This window comes from Marinobacter sp., assembly GCF_048266785.1.
In the GTDB taxonomy this organism is placed as follows: domain Bacteria; phylum Pseudomonadota; class Gammaproteobacteria; order Pseudomonadales; family Oleiphilaceae; genus Marinobacter.
Genome location: NZ_JBLWYX010000035.1, coordinates 1 through 17033, shown reverse-complemented (window position 1 = coordinate 17033; position 17033 = coordinate 1). Strand labels below are relative to the sequence as shown.

Here is a 17033-nt window from a genome sequence, read left to right as displayed (position 1 = left end):
CGCTCCAAGCACCCTGCCACTCGGGCGGCGCGGAGTTAACTAAGTAGAGATGGCTAAGCATGTAGAACCGATAGCGGCGGACTGGCGGACGGGGGTTCAAATCCCCCCGGCTCCACCAAACAAACCCCTGAAAACGTTGAAGTTTTCGGGGGTTTTTCTTTATGGGTGTCGAAGAAGTGTCGAAAACGTAGTTCCACGGAAAGGAGCGATACGGCATGTTCCTAGCGAGAGCCGAGGATGGTAGACGTATTACCTCTACCCGAGACGAGCAAGGTTATTGCCCCAAGTGCAATGACCCTCTAGTAGCCAAACAGGGTGACGTTTACGAATGGCACTGGGCCCATCGCCCAGGCAAATCCTGTGATTACCGAGCGGGCACCTCCCGCTGGCACTATAAGTGGCTAAACCACTACCACTCGTTAGACGGCTGGGAAGTAGAACCAGACGAGACCGTACTGAAATGCGACGCGCTGAACAACGCTCAAAAAAAGGCTGTTTTGCTAATGAGCAAATACGACCTAGCGCAGGCAACCTCTTTCATTCAAAGCGCTCGCGAGGCTGGTTACGCGCCATCGATCATCCTTAATTCCCAATGCATCAAAAGCCTCCAATTCAGCGAGAATCGATTTAAGCAGATTCGCCGCTCCGATATGACGTACGTGATGTTCTGCCGATTTAGTAGCACTAGGCCGGGCAAGAAGCTGGCTTCGTTCTGGCTGGATGTAGAGGAGCGCACTCCACTAATAGGGTTATCCGCTGGCCTGCATCGCCTCACACACGACGATGAATACTGGAACGATGTCGTAGTAGATCCAGCGCCGTTACCAGTTCCAAGGAAAGCTAGCGAGTAAAAAAGCCTTGCTTTAGCGGCTTGCAACGCACCTGCAGCGAGGCTAAATTCCCAACACAGTCTTGGTTATCAAGCTGAGCTGCATCACGTTATTTGGTCAGCGAAACACCAGTATCACGACACGCTGGTGCCGCTCGATTCCCGTTATGGGTAGACGGACTTCCACTTTAGAAATCTTCTAAACAGGGGTCTATCGACCATGACGATCAAGTCAGCCCGCACAAGGGCATTCCAATCGCAGAAAGGCTATTGCTGCTACTGCGGCTTCGAAATGTGGACCGATTCTGCTGAATCGTTCGCGCAAAAACACCAGATATCAGTCAAGCAAGCCAGACACTTTCAATGCACTGCAGAACACCTGCATGCGAGAAAGGACGGCGGACCTGACACAGCTGAGAACATCGTAGCGGCATGCATAAGGTGCAACAGGCTGAGGCACCAGAAACGCTCAAAAGCTCCCACGCCGAGCGAGTATCAGCAGCACGTTCAGAAGCGAGTCAATAAGGGCAAATGGTGGAGCTTGCCACCGGACTGCAACCTGAGTCGCGACAGGCCAGCGAAACTGAGAAACTCAACAGGGTAGATTCGGCCCAAGCCTTACAGCGTACTGCAGATGCTCTGGCGCAAGATGCGAATAGCGCATGGTGACGACCACGGTGGAATGTCCGAGGATCTTTTGCAGGGTCAGGATATTCCCGCCGTTCTGCATGAAGTGACTAGCGAAGGTATGCCGCAACACGTGTGCGGCCTGCCCTTTCGGTAGTTTGATCGTGGTTCTCGCCAGTGCTCGCCTGAATGAGGTGATCGCGGAGGTAAACGGGCCATGCTGACGCCAGTGCTTGAGCAGGAACGTTTCCAGATCGGCAGAGATAGGAACAGCTCTGACCTTGCCGCTTTTCGTGCCGCTGAAAGTGATCACACCATTCCTGACCGAAGTCGGGCCAGACTTCTCGGCCTCTGACCAACGTGCCCCGGTAGACAGACAGATCATCACAACCGGCTCAACGTGCGGGTTATCGCAGCCTTCTCTGATCGCTTCCATCAGCTCGGCAATCTGATCCTCAGTCAGCCAGGACAACTCGCGTTCCTGCAGGCGCAGCGGCTTCACCAGTGCCAACGGGTTTTCATACTCAATGACACCCAAGCCCCGCAGTTCGTTAAAAACGGCCCGCAGGTAACCAAGCTCATTGTTCAGCGTCTTTGCCGAGGTGCCCTGTTCCATGCGAGCACGTCGATCACTGGAATAGGATTCCGGAGTCAGTAGCCGTGCGACTGGATTGCGCAGGCGCTGGCATAGCAGCAAGAGTTTGCTTTTACGTCGCACACCATCACGCAGGCCATGGCCGTGCAAGTCATACCAAGCTTCAACCAATTCAGACAGCCGACGACGATCAGCAGGTTTAGGTGACCAGTCTGGTTGCTGGGTTAGCTTGGCTCGGCAAGCAGCCTCAAAGCGCAGGGCCTCAGCCTTGGTTTTGAATATCTTGCGGAAGCGCTTTCCCTTGATGGGTTCAACGTCCGCTTTCCAACGACCATCAGGTTGCTTGGTGATCGCCATCAGACCGCCCTGCCCCATCTAACGTGCCGCTCTTCCAGCAGGTCGCGGATATGGCGGTAAATATCCCGTTCGCCCATTTCCTTAGCCGCGTAGTGGTCACGAATCACAGGCCAACATTCCCATTCCCTCAGACGGTCAAACGCTTTGGTCGCGCCCACTCGCTCCCGTGCCAGCAGGCTAACGAAGTTTCCCAAGAACAACTCCACGTTCTTGCCGGAGAAGCCCTTGGCCGTCTTGTAGTAGCGTTTGTATGCAGTATCGTCCAAGAGGGAATCAACCGGCAGTTCCACCCGCACATCATCACGAATAAGAGTCCAGAACGCGTCATAGCAACCCGGTCGGGTCAGCAGCTTGAATTGCTGCAGGCCATAGCGCCACAGCCCGTCCAGATGCGGACAGAATGCCTCAAAGGTGCGCGTGTCGATCAGCTCCCCGGTGCTCAGCTGGGTAGAGCCGCTGGCGAACTGCTGGATTACCGAGTGGTGGTAGCGAAGCTCGATGCGCCACACATCCTGTTCAGGGTTGTAGTTGTCCTGGCACTCCGCATCAAAGGGATCATCCGACCGCATCCAGACCGACTGCCAGTAATCCAGCTTGTCGGTAGCCTTGGCCTGCTCGGTCTTGTTGTAGATACACAGCTGCACGCCGTTGGCAGAACCGAACATGGAGGTTTCGCCGCGACCATAGACGCTGGACTTCATGGCCCATTCAATGGAGTTAATGCCGGACACGTCCCGATGATTCCGAGCACGGCAGTGCATACGTGCGACCAGATCAGCAGGCGGTTGCCAGCCCTGCAGGTCTAGCGCCAGATGGACAGCACACTGGTTCACCTCGACGTGTTCCAGAATCTCGGAGGCGTAGAAATCCATACGAGCTTGAAGCCGATCGGGCGACAGGTTGTCGATCGCGTGGGGCGACACCTCGATTTTCAGGTGTGGGCCGATGCTGTCGGCTTTGGCGTTGAAATTCTTGATCAGCAGAACGAACCCAAGGTCAGCATTCTGCAGCTTGAACTGATAACCGGAGTCACGCCCTACCCGTCCGGTGTGCCAACGCTGACCGGCAAACTCAACGATAGTGCCGGGTTTCTCAAACAGGGCCAGAACACCCAGCCGGATCATGCCCCGGTAAAGCTGGCGGACAGTATCCACCCCACAACGAAGCAACCGAACACCTGACAGGTCAGTCAGTTTGCAGGTGGTCGGATCAATGAAAAGACGACCTCTAACATCATCCTCAGCGGTCTGTTTGTTAAGTCGCTTTTGGTCAATCAGACGGGCCATAAAATTAGCTCCAATGCGTAATATTGAGGTTAGTTAGAACTGTTTATCTGACGTGTTACAGGGACGTCAGCGGGGCGCGCTGTTCTCGATGACGCGGACATAGGCGCGCGCGGGTTCGCTGCTAGGCGCGCCGCTACGCTCCGAGACGAGCCGCTCGGCGGCGCGCTGCGCAGCCCCGGCGCATACGGCATAAAAGGACTGATCGGCGAAGGTAAGCCGCACAGAACAATCGGCCGTTTCTGAAAGGGAATAGCCACTCTGTCGGAGCTGTCGGCTGTTGATCTGGAAGCGCTCACCGGTGGAGCCGATCACATCGAACAGGTACAGCCGGAAGGGATCTTGCTCACCCAGGACTGACCCGCGAATCTGGATCAAATACCCCTCGAACGGATGGCCTACAGCAGCCAGCTGATTAACTTGCTGCCCAGATACAGGAACAGCACCAGAACGACCAGGCGGATTAACAGGTATTGAATGACGAGTCGGATGATCGGCCACACCATCCGCCACAGGCAGCGAAGCAGGCGCAGGATCAGCATTACGCTGGCTAAAGCTGAATCCATCACCAAGTAAAAAATTCCCAAAAAAAAGGGCCGGCAAACCGAGAAGCAGAAGTACTTTAGGGTCTCGAAAAATGCTCTTGCCCGCGATGGTGTCGGTGACTGTGCCGGTTGCTGTGGATTCATAGAGCTGAAAAGTCCTCTTGTTGATCTTCTTAACGGTGACCATCGAGCCTTTCATGGCGGGCTTGTTTTCGGTGGCGGCGTGCTGTGATTCCTTGTAGCGGCCCTTGATACCGATGACGGCCAGATTCGAATGCAAGTAGGCTTTCTCGGCAGTCAGACGAATGTCTTCGCGGATGTAGCCGATGTTCGGAGTGGTCAGAATGATGTCCCAGTTCCAATGCCGGTGACGGGTCCAGCCATCGAGCCAGTTGATCGGCCGGTCGGCTTCCTTGGCAGCTTGCGGGCCACCGGGGAAATCGAACTTGCGCAAGTCGGTATCGCGCCACGACTTGAGAAAGATCAGCTGGGTTTCATCGAAGATGATGAACGCGCCCCGCGGTGCCCATTGGGGGAAGGTGCGCATCTTCTCGAGGTCGTCAAGGTTTTCCAGATCGAGGTTTTCGATCTCGACGCTCGACGGCAGGTCAGGAAACACCTGAAACACCCGTTCGCGTGTCAGGCCGCGAATGTTGGTGATGATGTGGCGTCCAGCCTTGAGAGCAGGAATTAAGTCATCCTGAATTGCGCCGGAGGTTTTGTAGGAGCCATTCGGGCCGTGGTGGATTTTGATAGCCATGATCAGCGCCCCACGAACGGAACGAACTTAAGCGTCCAACGGGTACCGATGGCCGAGAAAATGATCATCAGGGCATCAGGTATACCGAAGAACGACAGCACGGAGCGAACGTCAGCATCCAGCATGTTGTAGTACTGCTGAACCTTGTCACCGATACCAATCTCGCTCACCAGCTCTTGAAAGGTCTGGTAGGCAACCTGCAGGGCGAAAAGCAGCGCCTGATAGTAGCTATAGATCGCGACCTTGGTGGCCAGGACGAACGCCTCTTTCACAAAGTCATATATGCCGGAGTAGATCCAATCCCAGACCGACTGAAAGAACTCCAAAATGTCACCGATGAACGGGAAATCCATTACTTGTCCTCCCGGAAGATGATGAAAAGGGCAATCACGGTTGCAAGAAACAGGATGATGTTGCGCAGCAGGGCCAGTTGCTCGGCGTTATCAGACAGGCAGAAACCGACCGTCCGGCCAGCGATATCAGCTTCAAAACAAGGCAAGAGGGCGTTTCCTGAATTGAGCTGGATAGCCAGTTTTTGCTCGATCAGGGAACCGAACTGACCGGACTGGTCTTTAATCTCCGCAAGCGTGTCGGTGATCTTTTGGTCGTACTCGGCGATAGCCTCATCAAAATTGCCCTTCTCTGGCTGGTTAAGGCCGCCGCCTTCGCCTCCACCGCACTCATCACCAGTACAGCCGCCACCACTAGAGCCACCGCCGCCTGAACCACTGCCGTCACCCGAGCCGCTGCCATCGCCGTCGCCTCCAGAGCCATCGCCGCCCGATCCATCACCACCGGACGAGCCACCGCCAGAGCCGCCACCCGATCCGTCACCGCCACCATCGCCGGAACCATCACCAGAACCGTCACCACCGTCTCCAGAGCCGTCATCACCGCCGCCGGTTTCGGACTTGACGCAGGTAGTGCCGTTCCACTCATAGCCGGGGACGCCATGACAGGGGTCTGGTTCGGGTGCGGGTTCGTTGGGATCGGTAGGCTCAGGGGGCGGATTAAGCGGGTCTCCAGAGGTATCGCCGGGGACCAGGTTGGAGCCGGAGCAACTGTCGCCAGTGCCTTCAACGATGTAGTTGCAATAGCCGGTATCAGTGGAACCGGAGACGAGATAGCAGCTAGACGCAAAGCTTGAGGCCGGCTCAAAGCTGCAGCCCATCGAGCAGATAGATGCAGGAGCTTGCGAGGCAACGTAGTTGGTCCCGTTGCTGTTGATCACAATGGCATTGTCGCCCCGAACAAATAGCGGGGTTCCTACGGTGTCGGCACAGCCAGCCTCACAGCCGCCGGTTTGAGAATTGTAGGTAGTATCAGGAGGACAGGATTTGCCATAACGATAGACATATCGAATGACGTTGCCGGACGAGGGAGGAGTACTACCAACACACTTAAATCTGGTGGTTGAGTCGAAACTGACTGAGTCTAGGACATAGCCGCGTGCTGCAAACCTAGCAGCACAGGCTTCGTTAGGCGTAGAACCGGTAGAACCACCATTATCAGAGATATACCAGTAGTAGTAATCGTCCTCCGCCTGCGCCATCGAGGGCAGCAGCACCGCAGAGAGCAAAACACCAAGCACGATCCCGAGAACCTGACGCATAACCACACCACCCAAACAAGAAAGGGGCCCGAAGGCCCCTAGAAGTCATTGATACTGGCCAACCTTGATGCCTGCGATGAACGCCGAGGCCAACACGACGCCCAGCAGCAATGACCAGAGCACGGTTACGCCTTACGGAAGATGGCGATAACCAGAGCCAGACCGGCCAGCACAGCAATGGCACCGATGATCAGACCACCGCCATCGCGGAGGTCAGCGACGGCAGTGTCTACTTCGGTCTGCACACTTTCAGGCAGAGCCGCGAAGGCCGGGGACGCCATGACCGGAACGGTCAGAGCAATGGCGGCATTGCGAGTAGCAGTGCCGAACTTGCCGCCGAAGCGACGCACAACATTCATATCTTTCATGGGTAGTACCTCTTACAGGGTTAAGTTATCCACGCATCTTGCGCAGTAGTGCCGCCAGCAACCCGATGCCAAATCCAACGAAGAAACAGGTCACTGTCGTTCCGAACCCGAACCAAAATGCCTCGGGGTCGAATGCGGTGAAGGCCTCAAACTCCGTGGAGTCCGAAGCGAGGTAGGCCAGTTGCCAGACGGCCTGACTGCATTGGCCGGACTGGTCAAAGGTGGAACACACCTGAACGTAAACTTGCGGTCCCATGGCCTACCCCTTTCAACTAGCGGTTCAGGCTTTCGCCGGTGTGTTCTGGGGTTGGGCGGGGGTCGCAGGCTTGTCAGCCTTGGGCTTCACGGCTTCGATATGCAGGCACAGATTCTTGCCCTTGTTCTGCCCGCCTCGGGCCACGTCGAAGGTGATGCGGACGGTTTCCAGCGGGGCGAATTGGGCACCGGCTGCGAATACTTCGTCGGCTACGTCATCCGCTACCGCCATGCCGATGATCGAAAGGCCGTGTTCGGTCTTGCCGTCCGGTTCGTCGCCGTAGAAGACCTTCACGTACTTAGCGCCTTCCATTTCAGTTTTCTGAGTGCCGAGAAACGCGACTTCCATAGTTGAACGTGCCATTGGTGTTACCTCACTTGTTAAGCGCTTGATTGCGCGGTTTTGCCTTTCTGCAGGCCGAGCAAACCCGCACGGGCGTAAATATGCGCAGTCGCCCGAGGTGTTGTTATCGGAATGCAGTGGTTTTAGGTTGTTGGCCTAGGGCCGGGTATCACGTGGTAATGCCAGGACTAACGCGCCCGGAGGGCTTGTTGGCCCCCGAGCCAGCGGAAACAGACTCCGCGTTGCTCCGCTAATTTCCGCCGTCTCGGGCGCTGCGGTTGAACAACTGGCGACTGTCCGCTGTAGGGCGCCATCAAAAGACTGATCAATCAGTTCAACGGTTGAGAGGATGCCTTGAGCAGCCACAATCGAAGCGGTCACAGCGCCCAGCATGAACGGCACCGACCAGTGCCAGAGCAACGCCACCAGATAACGAGCAGTACGGAAACGGACGGTCATTGGTCGTTTTCCTTCTGATCAAACTGTTCGTGAATACGCAGCTGCAGGTTCATACGGGCCAGACCGTCGCAGCAGTGACAACCGCAGAAGAAACCAGAGTTGCAGCGCGAGCAGCGTTCCTGCCGATTGGCGCGGGCCTCGGAGTATTCCTCGACGTGGCCGCACTCTTGGCAAAGGACATAGCTGTCGGTGAGCTGCAGCGGTTTCATCTGGTGACCTCGTCCAGTGACGACAGAAAGTCGGTCTGCACTAGCTGCAGGGCCGCTTCCGGGTTGGCGAGGATTTCATTGCAGCGCTTTTGCCGTGCATCGTTGCGTTGGTGCATGCGGTCGCAGAACGAAGCAGTCCAGCAGACGACGCAGGCGCAGCCGGGTTCATGCTTGGGCTTGTAGCGCTGCAGGCTGTTCACGACGCAACTCCGAAAGCAGCGGCCTTATATTCCTGTGAACGCTTGTTTAGCACTTCCCATTGGTCGTAACTGATCAAACCTGCCAGCAAAGCCCCGTAGAGCATGCCGTCAACGTACTGCGCACAAAGATTGCGTTGCTGGAGGTCGGGAGCCTTGGCAACACGAGCAAAAACAGCATCAAGTTCATTGAGAAAAGCTTGAATGGGAGTCACGGCCTATTCCTCTTCCAGCAACTGGCGGACGAGCAAAGCGACGTTGACCATCTGGCGCTTGCCAATTTTCTTGGTCGGGAGGTAGCCACGTTGAATCCAAGACTCAACCACGCGGGGTTCATCGCCCATGCCGATCCAGTCGGCAAACTTGGGCCACGGCATGATTGGCGGTGCGCCAATTAGGTTTTCGGGTCCTACGCCTTCCATATCCATACGCTTTGTTCCACTATGTTTGGCAATGGGCAATCTTTAGTACCTGTACTATGTACAAGATACAGGATCAATACTATGCCGGTAATATGTACTTGTACATAGTGCAGAGGTTGAAATTATTTAATGGGAAAAGGCATTACCGATAGAGCAATGCTATTGATTGGCATGACAGGCCCTACAGAGCTTGCTAAGGCTGGGGATACTGACTACACGCGCTGGACTAACATCAAGCGTGGACGGGCACGTGTTGGGGCAGAAGAAATAGAGATTCTCGGGTCGTTCTTTCCCGCGTACCGGTGGTGGCTGATGACCGGCGAAGTGATGCCCGAGGTGGGACAGACTAGCCCAGACTACGACGATGCCAACTCAAAGTTACCCAGTCACAACGCGGGATAGCGATCACAAAAGAAGCTGCTAGGCGCTGGTTTTCCCGGTTTCACAGGGTCAAGGAAGAGTGAAGGAGCGGATACATGGACAAATGGAAGCTAGATGCAACGCTAAAAATTATAGAAATCGAAGATCGAATGGGAACGCAGGGATGGAAACCGGGGCAATCAAGCTATTCCTCTGAGATGACAAAAATATTTATCTGCGCTTAATAGATTCGAGGAAAAGATGCATTACTTCGTAGACTTCAAAAATTTTGCGTACGCAGAACTTGACCTTTTTACAAGCCTAACGCTTTTGATTGGAAAAAACGGCGCAGGAAAGTCCAATCTCATTGAGGGCGTTGAGCTACTGGCTGCACTAGCAGAAGGCAAACCCCTTTACGAACTAGTCGATGGAAACAACTATTCGCACAACGACGGCTTACGAGGCGGGCTGCACAACTGCATAAGATTTGGGAAGTCTTCATTCACTCTTGGTTTCAAAGCATATATCGGCTTCCTGAAGAAGCAAGAAAGCTTTAACTACAGCATAACGATAACCTGCAACCCTTTCCCTAGGGTTATGGAAGAAAAACTAACTCTAGGTAGAAGAACCATATTTCATGGAGCCTGCAGCGGAGAAAGGAACGACGGGCTACTAGACGTGAAGTTTGACAACTTTGCGAGAGGCGGACAAAAACCCCACAAGAATATGTTTGGAGATCGCTCTCTTCTATCTCGCTATGAAGAAATAGTTTCTGACTCAGCAGCCGGAGACAAATCAAAAAAGCTTTCTGCGATCAAAGCCGCGTATGGAGTTAGAAAACACTTACAATCCGCATTTGTATTTGATCCAAATCCAAAGCTTATGAGAAATTACGCCCGACTAGGGCAAAATACACTATTGAAAGACGGATCAAATATTTCGGCTGTCCTGTATTCCCTGACAAGTATGGGCGAGAACAATGAAGCTCTAGAAAATATCCTTAAGGTGATCCGACAAGTACCAGAGGAGCCTTTCGCCAGTTTCAACTTTTCAGAGACACGCCAACATGACGTGCTATTTGGAATAAACTCTGAAGATAAGTTCGTTGATGCGCGAATCATTTCGGATGGAACGCTGCGGGTGATAGCGGTCATTTCTGCACTGGAAACGATTACAAAAGGTTCAAGGGTAGTAATCGAAGAGTTCGATAACGGACTCCATCCAAGTCGAGCAGAAATATTAATGGACGCTATAAAAGAGATAGTAAAAAGAAGAAATCTTAATGTATTGCTGACAACACACAACCCGGCAACAATGAACTCTCTTGAGAAAGATACGCTAGAAAACGTCCGAGTCTGCTACTGGGATGCACTAGAGAAGAGCGCAAAACTTGCACGCCTGCTAGACATACCAAAGATAGACACCCTATTAGAGTCGAGTGCCGGAATAGGGGATTTGGTAACGCGCTCAGTATTTGAGGAGCATCTGCAGCCAGAGTTTGAAGAGCGCCGCAAAGAGAAAGCTCTCAAATGGCTGGAGGGGCTGAAGTAATGTCAAAAATAATAGTCTTAGACACCAGCTTCTTAATAGAATTATTTAAAATTCCAATGGATTCCAATCAGCAACTTCACGATCAAGCAATAGTGCTGCTCGAAGATGCAATTAGGAACAAGTACGACATATACTGCCCCGTCAGCGTACTATACGAGCTTGCTAACCATATAGTTGACATAAAAAGTCATGAGGCACAGCGATCCATTGCAGAGAAATTTACAGAAATGGTACTGACGTCGTGGCATGAAAAGGTGCCATTTATAATTATTCCTGGAGACATGGACGACTTCGAAACACACGGAATCGCCAGACTTCCAGAGCTGTGTAACGATTACAAAACGAGCATTAGGCAAGGACTTGGGTTAACTGACTGTACGACTATTGATACCGCTAGGAAGCTTAAAGCTAGCTATACAGAGCGATTGAAGCGGTGGCCAACGCACATTTGGACACTACATCGCAAACTGAAAGCGATGGAGCCAGACAAATTTGAGCATCAATCGTTCTAGCTCCGAAAATTTGGATGCACCGCAGGTGTCGATATAGTGTCGAAGATATAGCTAAGCATTGCGAGAAACTGCAAAGTATGGCTAGACCAACGCTTTGATTCGAAAGGTAAAGCGGAAGATTGCGTTACAGTGCAGGGCAGCTACAACGGGTTCAAATCCCCCCGGCTCCACCAATTTGAAAAGGAACCCGTCTAGAACGCGGGTTTCAGCGAAGGAAGGGTTTGGTAGATCGCACAAAGTCCATCTAGGACTTAAAAAAGGCGCTCCACCATGTCCAACTCAAGCAAGCAGCAACACCTTATCACCTCTTCTAACGGGGTGTTTCAGTACTACCTCACTCTACCGGCACACCTGAGCAGCGACCCTCGCTTGCCCGCTCAGGTTCGCTGGTCTCTCGGTCGCGACGCATCCGTCGCCCGCACCCTCGCACAGCTGCTAGACGCCGAACTCTCGCTCGTCATCAAACCCGGTGCCACACTGGTGACACCCGAACTGGTAAGCGAGCGACTCAAGCAAGCCAAAGCCTGGCTCAAGCGCACCCTCGATAACGCCGCCAATCCTTGGGGCGCTCTACCTAGTCCGGCTGAGCTCGGCAAGCAGGACTTATCTGCCGCCAAACAGCGACTGACCGAAGAAAGCGCAAAATACACTACCCTCTACAGCACCATGCCGGGCGACGAACTGATTCTGTCGATAGCACCCAGCGACGCTCTTCAGTCCGCACTGGATCTGCGCTTCCAACGCCTCGACTGGCCTCTGGGCACATCAGAACACGACAAAGCCCAAGACGCCGCCATCTATGCATTCGCCGCCATCACCCAGCTTGAGCAGCACATTCCAGACAAAACGCTACGACACCCCGCCACCTTCAATGCACTCGCACTGCATGAGTACCTTTGCCACGCCCGACCTGACTGTGGCGCCCACCTTGCCGACATCCCGCCCGACCTACCCGGCTCGCTCGCCGCGTATCGCCTCCACAGCACACTCACTTCACTTAGCTGGCCCAAGCCCCGATATTCAGCATTTACCACCCAACAGCTTGCATCCGGGCTCTACACCCTTGAGCTTGCGTCATGCACCCTGAAGTACAAACACCCGATCTTGGCTAGCAGAGGTTTTTCGCTGACCCTGCCGACCACCTCTGCGATCATGGCCACCCTGCTGAAAGAGCGCCTGACCTCTGCCGTCGAAAGCACACTTCAAGCTCACCTTCGCCGCACATCAACGGAGGCTGCACTAGAGCAAGCAAGGCTGGAAATTGAAGCCCTGACCCGTGGCTTCATGGGCAGCATGCTTGAGCAATCCTCGTTACCCAGCTTACCCAGTGCTCGACCTCTCACCAACACCGAGTCCGCACCTGTGGATCCAGCGAAGCAAGCACTCGCAACCGCACTCGCAGCACTACTTCCAGAAGAAAAGCGCGGCCAGCTCGAAGCATTGGTCAGCAACACTCAAGGCACTGCTATCGACAGCAACGCAGAGCAACTCGACGGCATCACCTTCGGTGAACTGGCAGAGCGTTACCAGCAGGCGCAAGTGGACGAAGGGAGCTGGACACACCTAAAAACAACACCTCAGCGAAAGGCCCGCCTAAAGGTGGTCACCGAGCTCATTGGTGCGCACAGACGCCTGAGAACACTGCGCCGCGCAGACTTTCTGACACTGCGCGATCAACTGCGTTTTCTGCCTGTCAAGGCTCATCAGCTTGTCGCCCGGCAACGAATATCAGTCAGGCAACTCGTTACTGAAAAGACAGCGCCAGCCATCCACCCACGAATAGCCAAAGTGTACTTTGAGCTCGCCAAATCACTCATCCGCTACGCGCAAGATCAGGAGTGGATTGAACATGACATCACCGCCAACCTCACCTTCAAAACGCGCAATGCAGCCCCACCAGCGAGGCGCACCTACAGTCACGAGATGCTTCTCAAACTGATCAACGGGCCGGTGTATACAGCGACACGCCAGACCTCTTGGCGAATGGATGAATACAAGTTCTGGCTACCGCTGCTCGGTCTCTACACCGGAGCACGCCTGGGAGAGCTTTGCCAACTGCAGCTGAGCGATGTGCGCTGTAGCAACGGCATCTGGCTTATCAATATCGACAACAGCAACGGCAAGCAAATCAAGAACACCCAATCGATACGTCAGGTTCCACTGCACCACCAGCTCATCAAATTGGGATTTCTGGACTTCATTGACGACCAGAAACACGGCAACACCCGCCCTGACGCACCGCTCTTCAGCTCACACCGGCAGTACACCCAAGTACCGGTAAGCCATGTCGCCAGCAAATGGTTCAGATCCTATGTCAAGCAATGCGACCTCACCCAAGAGAAAGCCACCTTTCACGGCCTCCGACACACCTTCATCCAGCAGTTCCGCATGCAGCGATTAGACATTCTGATCGCCAAGGCGCTGGTAGGCCATGTCGACACCAGCACCACCGGCGGTTACGGCGACATCTATCCTCTGCGCGTACTGAAGGAAGAGATCGATCGGCTCGACTTTGAGCTCAACCTCGATCACATCTCTCATGCTCGCTACCAATCACTGCGAGCCAAGCAAGCCGGACGACAAATCGGCAGACCAGCCAAGTAACCCCAGAACAGCACCCTGCCCACCCAAAATCGGCATCTGGGCAGGGTGCAAATGCAAAATTTTCTCCGCAGAAATTTATTTACACAACAAAACAATAAAGCAGAAATAACAAGAACAAAAATCCTCCACCGCAAAGACAAAAACCCTCGCAAACATTAATAAAAAGCGACCAAATAAAGAATTGACAAGGCGTCAAGAACACACAGCCGAGGAAAGTAAATATGCGAAAAATTGAATCTTGACAAGATATCAATTAATTTTTTCTATTTACTTATAAAACAATATTGCTAACATTTGCGCATACAAAACACATAAGGACGCAGATGACAGCACTAACTCCGACAATAAAACTGATTCCGATTCTTGAGGGATTTCACCTTCAGTACGACAGCAAGTACGAGAAATTTCGCCCGATCTTGCTGAAGCAACTTTTACCAATCACGGAGTTGCTCCTGCAGCTGGATAACTCGCCAAGTATTCACGACTACTTCGACGAAGTATGCCAACGCTTCATCGACGCCAACGGCTATTCAGTAAAAGGCCGAAATATGCTGACCTCGCGCATGGCCAAGCTGAAGAAGGTCGTCAGCGACAGCAATCCAAAGCGCGTTATGGCTGACCTGTCCCCACATGACATTCCGCGGATTAAGCGTGAGCTTCCGAAAGCACTGGCACGGCAGAAGCGTTCAAAAAGTCAGGGTGAAAACATCCAGACCTACTACCAGCTGTTTAACCGCGTCATGGTCGAAGCTCTGAATGACAGCTTCATCAGCACACCGCTAAAGCTGAGCAATCCAGCGACCAAAAAGGCTGACAACACCAGGCCATTCAGCACCGATGAGATCAGCTCTCTACTCCAAGGCTGGCCTTATTCACTTAACGACAAGGAGCAGGCGCGCAAACTCGTCCGAGACGCCCATGCCTATCGATTCTGGCTACTGCCACTTGGCCTGTTTACCGGCGCCCGCCTGAACGAACTGTGCCAACTTCGGGTTCATGACATTCGGCGCGATGGACATGGCATCAACGTCATGAGCGTGAATGACAACGGGTACAACAAGAGCCTGAAGAATGAACAGTCTCGCCGGGAGATTCCTATCTGCTCAGCACTTGTCGATATGGGGTTTATGGCGTTTGTTGAGGAACGCAGAGCTGCGTCAGGCAACGATGCTCAGCTATTTGCGGAGTTAACATTCACCAGAGAACACCTGTATTCCAGAATGGCCAGTCGCTTCTTCTGCGGCCACGCAACAGGAAAAGGCTACATCGGCTCTCGCTGTGCACGCGCCAGCGACGGTGCACTCAATTTTAAAAGCTGTCGCCGGAGCTTTGCTCAGCGACTCCAAGCCTCAGGCGTCTCCGAGAGCACCATCGCGCATTTGCTGGGGCATCGACGCAACACCTGCGAGGTTACACAGAAACACTACCTCGACAAGCCCTACAGCCAGGTGTTGCAGGAGGCCATCGAGCAAGGTCTCAAATATGGCGCCCAGCTGTCACATGTGAAATGGGAAAACTACAAGCTGCTCATGCAAGCCCAGAAAGGGCGACGCCCGCGCGGGCGACGTCCAAAGGCGACCTGACATGCACTCCACATCTCGCCTTGCTTCGTCCGCAGGACGGCTACCGATTTTGATGTCAAACCAATCGGGCAGCTCGCTGCCGGAGCACGTACCCGCGGGACGTGCTCATGCGCATGGGTACGTGCGCACACACCATACCCGCGCTTCGGGTATGGGGGCGCAGTGGCGGCATGGGATTGGCGAGGGCATCACGAACAACGGTGAGGTGAGGCCCAGCCAACACCATGCCGACATGGTTTTTCGCTCCGACCAGGAGTGAAAAAACAAGCGCCCCTTCGCGAAGCGGCTGCTTTTGACATCAAAAAAACAATAATAATTATAAGGATGGCAACATGCTAAAAAGCACTGAAGAGCGCTACCGAAAGCTTGCAAGACACTTCTACAAAACGAGACTGCCAGACACACCACTCTCAACAAGCGCGATATGCAAAGCACTGACTGCGTGTGCAGCAGACTATAGACCCGACTACTTCCGAGTGCTGAAAAATGCACTGGCATTCGACGTTCGTGAACGTGGCTACCTAAAAGCAGCCAAGCGGATCCTACTAACAACCAATCCAACCACCTTAGCTGACAGCACCATCCCCCCTAAAGCGAAGCGCCACGCAGTCAAAGCCATTAGTGAGGATGATGTTCTCGCACTTCTGCGTCACCTCGAAAACACACGGCACTACGACGTTTTTGCTGCCGTCACTCTAGCTTGGCTACTCGGCGTCCGGCCCAGCGAGATGCACTCAATTCGGGTAGTGGGCAAAGAGTTCCATATTACCGGCGCAAAAAAGGACGACCGAGGCATCAGGGGCGCCGACCGAGTCATAAAGTTCCCGTACCAAACGGACTTTGAGATTGCAGCTGCCGCGGTAGGCCTATATCAGAAATCGCATCGCAGCCTTGCAGCCATCAGAGATACCCTGCGAGAACAATGCAGACAGATCTGGCCTAGACGCAAAGTCCAGCCCACGCTAAAAAGCCTGCGTCACCAGATGGGCTCAAATCTCAAAGCCTCTGGCATCTCCCCCAAGCTCATGGCTTACATCATGGGACATCAGTCTACGCGCTCAATTGAGCGCTATGGAGACAGGCGCACCGCCACCAAGCGCCGTTTCTCCTTACCGAAGGCAGCACCCAATGCAGACCTCTCGAAAGTTAGAGTCAGCAGGAAAAGTAAACCAGCGTGGTATTCGGCAGAACCTGCGGCTAAGGGCGCAAGCCCCAAAAAAACGCACTGACAGACTAAGCGTCGCACTGTTTAACAAAAATCTACACGGCGCCAAGGACTCGGCGCCAGCGCACGTTAAGCACCCAAGCGACATGCTTCGGATACGGACTCCCAAAACGGAGAAAAAGCAGCACCAAGCAACGCGTCTGCGTCTGTCCGCTATCGGCCAAAAGCGGTCATCTGGTGACTACAAAAACAGGGGCGATTCAATGTTCTTCGCATTACAAAGCAGTAATTAACCATCGCTTTCTGCCGATTCGGCTCTGTTTTAAACTCATCGTTTTTGTAGACCATCCCACGCTCGATTAGGCCATGCATGCATTACATGCATGCATTAAATGTA

General features: G+C 53.7%; 22 protein-coding genes and 1 other RNA gene. 10 read left to right on the top strand and 13 right to left on the bottom strand.

Going from position 1 to position 17033, the window contains the following annotated elements; genetic code table 11:
* The 3 genes from ssrA to ACN0V1_RS21080 form a co-directional block, all read left to right on the top strand.
* Positions 1 to 118: a transfer-messenger RNA gene (ssrA, locus tag ACN0V1_RS21090) on the top strand; the annotation flags it as partial.
* Positions 119 to 215: 97 nt separating this feature from the next.
* Positions 216 to 851, top strand: a complete 636-nt coding sequence (locus ACN0V1_RS21085; protein WP_417546823.1) for a competence protein CoiA family protein — start codon at positions 216 to 218, stop codon at positions 849 to 851.
* A 198-nt stretch (positions 852 to 1049) separates the two neighbouring features.
* A complete protein-coding gene (locus ACN0V1_RS21080; RefSeq protein WP_417546822.1) occupies positions 1050 to 1433 on the top strand; it encodes an HNH endonuclease in 384 nt (127 codons plus the stop codon).
* Here the strand turns inward: ACN0V1_RS21080 and ACN0V1_RS21075 are convergent.
* The 13 genes from ACN0V1_RS21075 to ACN0V1_RS21015 form a co-directional block, all read right to left on the bottom strand.
* On the bottom strand, positions 1422 to 2408 hold the full coding sequence (locus ACN0V1_RS21075) for a tyrosine-type recombinase/integrase (protein ID WP_417546821.1): 987 nt from the start codon (positions 2406 to 2408) through the stop codon (positions 1422 to 1424). The two genes, ACN0V1_RS21080 and ACN0V1_RS21075, sit on opposite strands and share 12 nt — an antisense overlap.
* The gene (locus ACN0V1_RS21070) at positions 2408 to 3694 is read right to left on the bottom strand and encodes a hypothetical protein (protein ID WP_417546820.1); all 1287 of its coding nucleotides are present in this window, start codon (positions 3692 to 3694) and stop codon (positions 2408 to 2410) included. The genes ACN0V1_RS21075 and ACN0V1_RS21070 overlap by 1 nt, the downstream gene beginning before the upstream one ends.
* Before the next feature lie 66 nt (positions 3695 to 3760).
* The gene (locus ACN0V1_RS21065; protein ID WP_417546819.1) at positions 3761 to 4996 is read right to left on the bottom strand and encodes a zonular occludens toxin domain-containing protein; all 1236 of its coding nucleotides are present in this window, start codon (positions 4994 to 4996) and stop codon (positions 3761 to 3763) included.
* Between the two features lie 2 nt (positions 4997 to 4998).
* Positions 4999 to 5349, bottom strand: a complete 351-nt coding sequence (locus tag ACN0V1_RS21060) for a DUF2523 family protein (RefSeq protein ID WP_417546818.1) — start codon at positions 5347 to 5349, stop codon at positions 4999 to 5001.
* Positions 5349 to 6608, bottom strand: a complete 1260-nt coding sequence (locus ACN0V1_RS21055; RefSeq protein WP_417546817.1) for an attachment protein — start codon at positions 6606 to 6608, stop codon at positions 5349 to 5351. The genes ACN0V1_RS21060 and ACN0V1_RS21055 overlap by 1 nt, the downstream gene beginning before the upstream one ends.
* A gap of 125 nt (positions 6609 to 6733) precedes the next feature.
* Positions 6734 to 6976, bottom strand: coding sequence for a hypothetical protein (locus ACN0V1_RS21050; RefSeq protein ID WP_417546816.1), 243 nt, complete (start codon positions 6974 to 6976; stop codon positions 6734 to 6736).
* A 25-nt stretch (positions 6977 to 7001) separates the two neighbouring features.
* Positions 7002 to 7232, bottom strand: a complete 231-nt coding sequence (locus ACN0V1_RS21045) for a hypothetical protein (RefSeq protein WP_417546815.1) — start codon at positions 7230 to 7232, stop codon at positions 7002 to 7004.
* Between the two features lie 24 nt (positions 7233 to 7256).
* The gene (locus tag ACN0V1_RS21040; RefSeq protein WP_417546814.1) at positions 7257 to 7595 is read right to left on the bottom strand and encodes a hypothetical protein; all 339 of its coding nucleotides are present in this window, start codon (positions 7593 to 7595) and stop codon (positions 7257 to 7259) included.
* Between the two features lie 135 nt (positions 7596 to 7730).
* Entirely contained in the window at positions 7731 to 8033 is a 303-nt protein-coding gene (locus ACN0V1_RS21035) for a hypothetical protein (RefSeq protein ID WP_417546813.1), read from the bottom strand.
* Positions 8030 to 8242 (bottom strand): hypothetical protein, encoded by a 213-nt coding sequence (locus ACN0V1_RS21030; RefSeq protein ID WP_417546812.1) that lies wholly within the window; start codon positions 8240 to 8242, stop codon positions 8030 to 8032. Before ACN0V1_RS21030 ends, ACN0V1_RS21035 begins: the two co-directional genes overlap by 4 nt.
* On the bottom strand, positions 8239 to 8442 hold the full coding sequence (locus ACN0V1_RS21025; RefSeq protein WP_417546811.1) for a hypothetical protein: 204 nt from the start codon (positions 8440 to 8442) through the stop codon (positions 8239 to 8241). The genes ACN0V1_RS21030 and ACN0V1_RS21025 overlap by 4 nt, the downstream gene beginning before the upstream one ends.
* Positions 8439 to 8654: a hypothetical protein gene (locus ACN0V1_RS21020; protein ID WP_417546810.1), complete on the bottom strand. Its 216-nt coding sequence runs from the start codon at positions 8652 to 8654 to the stop codon at positions 8439 to 8441. The genes ACN0V1_RS21025 and ACN0V1_RS21020 overlap by 4 nt, the downstream gene beginning before the upstream one ends.
* A gap of 3 nt (positions 8655 to 8657) precedes the next feature.
* On the bottom strand, positions 8658 to 8861 hold the full coding sequence (locus tag ACN0V1_RS21015; RefSeq protein ID WP_417546809.1) for a DNA-binding protein: 204 nt from the start codon (positions 8859 to 8861) through the stop codon (positions 8658 to 8660).
* 171 nt (positions 8862 to 9032) lie between these two features.
* On the opposite strand from ACN0V1_RS21015, the gene ACN0V1_RS21010 reads away from it, so the two are divergent.
* From ACN0V1_RS21010 to ACN0V1_RS20980, 7 genes are all read left to right on the top strand, one after another.
* Positions 9033 to 9263, top strand: a complete 231-nt coding sequence (locus ACN0V1_RS21010) for a DNA-binding protein (RefSeq protein WP_417546808.1) — start codon at positions 9033 to 9035, stop codon at positions 9261 to 9263.
* 219 nt (positions 9264 to 9482) lie between these two features.
* Positions 9483 to 10772, top strand: a complete 1290-nt coding sequence (locus ACN0V1_RS21005; RefSeq protein WP_417546807.1) for an AAA family ATPase — start codon at positions 9483 to 9485, stop codon at positions 10770 to 10772.
* Positions 10751 to 11284, top strand: coding sequence for a hypothetical protein (locus ACN0V1_RS21000; protein ID WP_417546806.1), 534 nt, complete (start codon positions 10751 to 10753; stop codon positions 11282 to 11284). Before ACN0V1_RS21005 ends, ACN0V1_RS21000 begins: the two co-directional genes overlap by 22 nt.
* Before the next feature lie 270 nt (positions 11285 to 11554).
* The gene (locus tag ACN0V1_RS20995) at positions 11555 to 13888 is read left to right on the top strand and encodes a site-specific integrase (protein WP_417546805.1); all 2334 of its coding nucleotides are present in this window, start codon (positions 11555 to 11557) and stop codon (positions 13886 to 13888) included.
* Positions 13889 to 14211: 323 nt separating this feature from the next.
* Complete coding sequence (locus ACN0V1_RS20990) at positions 14212 to 15471, top strand: tyrosine-type recombinase/integrase (RefSeq protein WP_335599156.1); 1260 nt, start codon at positions 14212 to 14214, stop codon at positions 15469 to 15471.
* A 1-nt stretch (position 15472) separates the two neighbouring features.
* Positions 15473 to 15730: a hypothetical protein gene (locus ACN0V1_RS20985; protein WP_417546804.1), complete on the top strand. Its 258-nt coding sequence runs from the start codon at positions 15473 to 15475 to the stop codon at positions 15728 to 15730.
* Positions 15731 to 15803: 73 nt separating this feature from the next.
* Positions 15804 to 16700 carry a site-specific integrase gene (locus tag ACN0V1_RS20980; RefSeq protein ID WP_417546803.1) on the top strand — a complete coding sequence of 299 codons (897 nt, stop codon included), beginning with the start codon at positions 15804 to 15806 and terminating at the stop codon, positions 16698 to 16700.
* Positions 16701 to 17033 lie beyond the last annotated feature (333 nt).

Excerpts from the sequence above, each read along its gene's own strand:
- ACN0V1_RS21050 (WP_417546816.1), bottom strand. The coding sequence starts at position 6,976 with ATGAAAGATATGAATGTTGTGCGTCGCTTCGGCGGCAAGTTCGGCACT.
- ACN0V1_RS21060 (WP_417546818.1), bottom strand. The coding sequence starts at position 5,349 with ATGGATTTCCCGTTCATCGGTGACATTTTGGAGTTCTTTCAGTCGGTC.
- ACN0V1_RS20980 (WP_417546803.1), top strand. The coding sequence starts at position 15,804 with ATGCTAAAAAGCACTGAAGAGCGCTACCGAAAGCTTGCAAGACACTTC.
- ACN0V1_RS21035 (WP_417546813.1), bottom strand. The coding sequence starts at position 8,033 with ATGACCGTCCGTTTCCGTACTGCTCGTTATCTGGTGGCGTTGCTCTGG.
- ACN0V1_RS21010 (WP_417546808.1), top strand. The coding sequence starts at position 9,033 with ATGACAGGCCCTACAGAGCTTGCTAAGGCTGGGGATACTGACTACACG.
- ACN0V1_RS21085 (WP_417546823.1), top strand. The coding sequence starts at position 216 with ATGTTCCTAGCGAGAGCCGAGGATGGTAGACGTATTACCTCTACCCGA.
- ACN0V1_RS21005 (WP_417546807.1), top strand. The coding sequence starts at position 9,483 with ATGCATTACTTCGTAGACTTCAAAAATTTTGCGTACGCAGAACTTGAC.
- ACN0V1_RS21000 (WP_417546806.1), top strand. The coding sequence starts at position 10,751 with ATGGCTGGAGGGGCTGAAGTAATGTCAAAAATAATAGTCTTAGACACC.
- ACN0V1_RS21015 (WP_417546809.1), bottom strand. The coding sequence starts at position 8,861 with ATGGAAGGCGTAGGACCCGAAAACCTAATTGGCGCACCGCCAATCATG.
- ACN0V1_RS21070 (WP_417546820.1), bottom strand. The coding sequence starts at position 3,694 with ATGGCCCGTCTGATTGACCAAAAGCGACTTAACAAACAGACCGCTGAG.
- ACN0V1_RS20985 (WP_417546804.1), top strand. The coding sequence starts at position 15,473 with ATGCACTCCACATCTCGCCTTGCTTCGTCCGCAGGACGGCTACCGATT.
- ACN0V1_RS21040 (WP_417546814.1), bottom strand. The coding sequence starts at position 7,595 with ATGGCACGTTCAACTATGGAAGTCGCGTTTCTCGGCACTCAGAAAACT.
- ACN0V1_RS20995 (WP_417546805.1), top strand. The coding sequence starts at position 11,555 with ATGTCCAACTCAAGCAAGCAGCAACACCTTATCACCTCTTCTAACGGG.
- ACN0V1_RS21030 (WP_417546812.1), bottom strand. The coding sequence starts at position 8,242 with ATGAAACCGCTGCAGCTCACCGACAGCTATGTCCTTTGCCAAGAGTGC.
- ACN0V1_RS21045 (WP_417546815.1), bottom strand. The coding sequence starts at position 7,232 with ATGGGACCGCAAGTTTACGTTCAGGTGTGTTCCACCTTTGACCAGTCC.
- ACN0V1_RS21080 (WP_417546822.1), top strand. The coding sequence starts at position 1,050 with ATGACGATCAAGTCAGCCCGCACAAGGGCATTCCAATCGCAGAAAGGC.
- ACN0V1_RS21065 (WP_417546819.1), bottom strand. The coding sequence starts at position 4,996 with ATGGCTATCAAAATCCACCACGGCCCGAATGGCTCCTACAAAACCTCC.
- ACN0V1_RS21075 (WP_417546821.1), bottom strand. The coding sequence starts at position 2,408 with ATGGCGATCACCAAGCAACCTGATGGTCGTTGGAAAGCGGACGTTGAA.
- ACN0V1_RS20990 (WP_335599156.1), top strand. The coding sequence starts at position 14,212 with ATGACAGCACTAACTCCGACAATAAAACTGATTCCGATTCTTGAGGGA.
- ACN0V1_RS21055 (WP_417546817.1), bottom strand. The coding sequence starts at position 6,608 with ATGCGTCAGGTTCTCGGGATCGTGCTTGGTGTTTTGCTCTCTGCGGTG.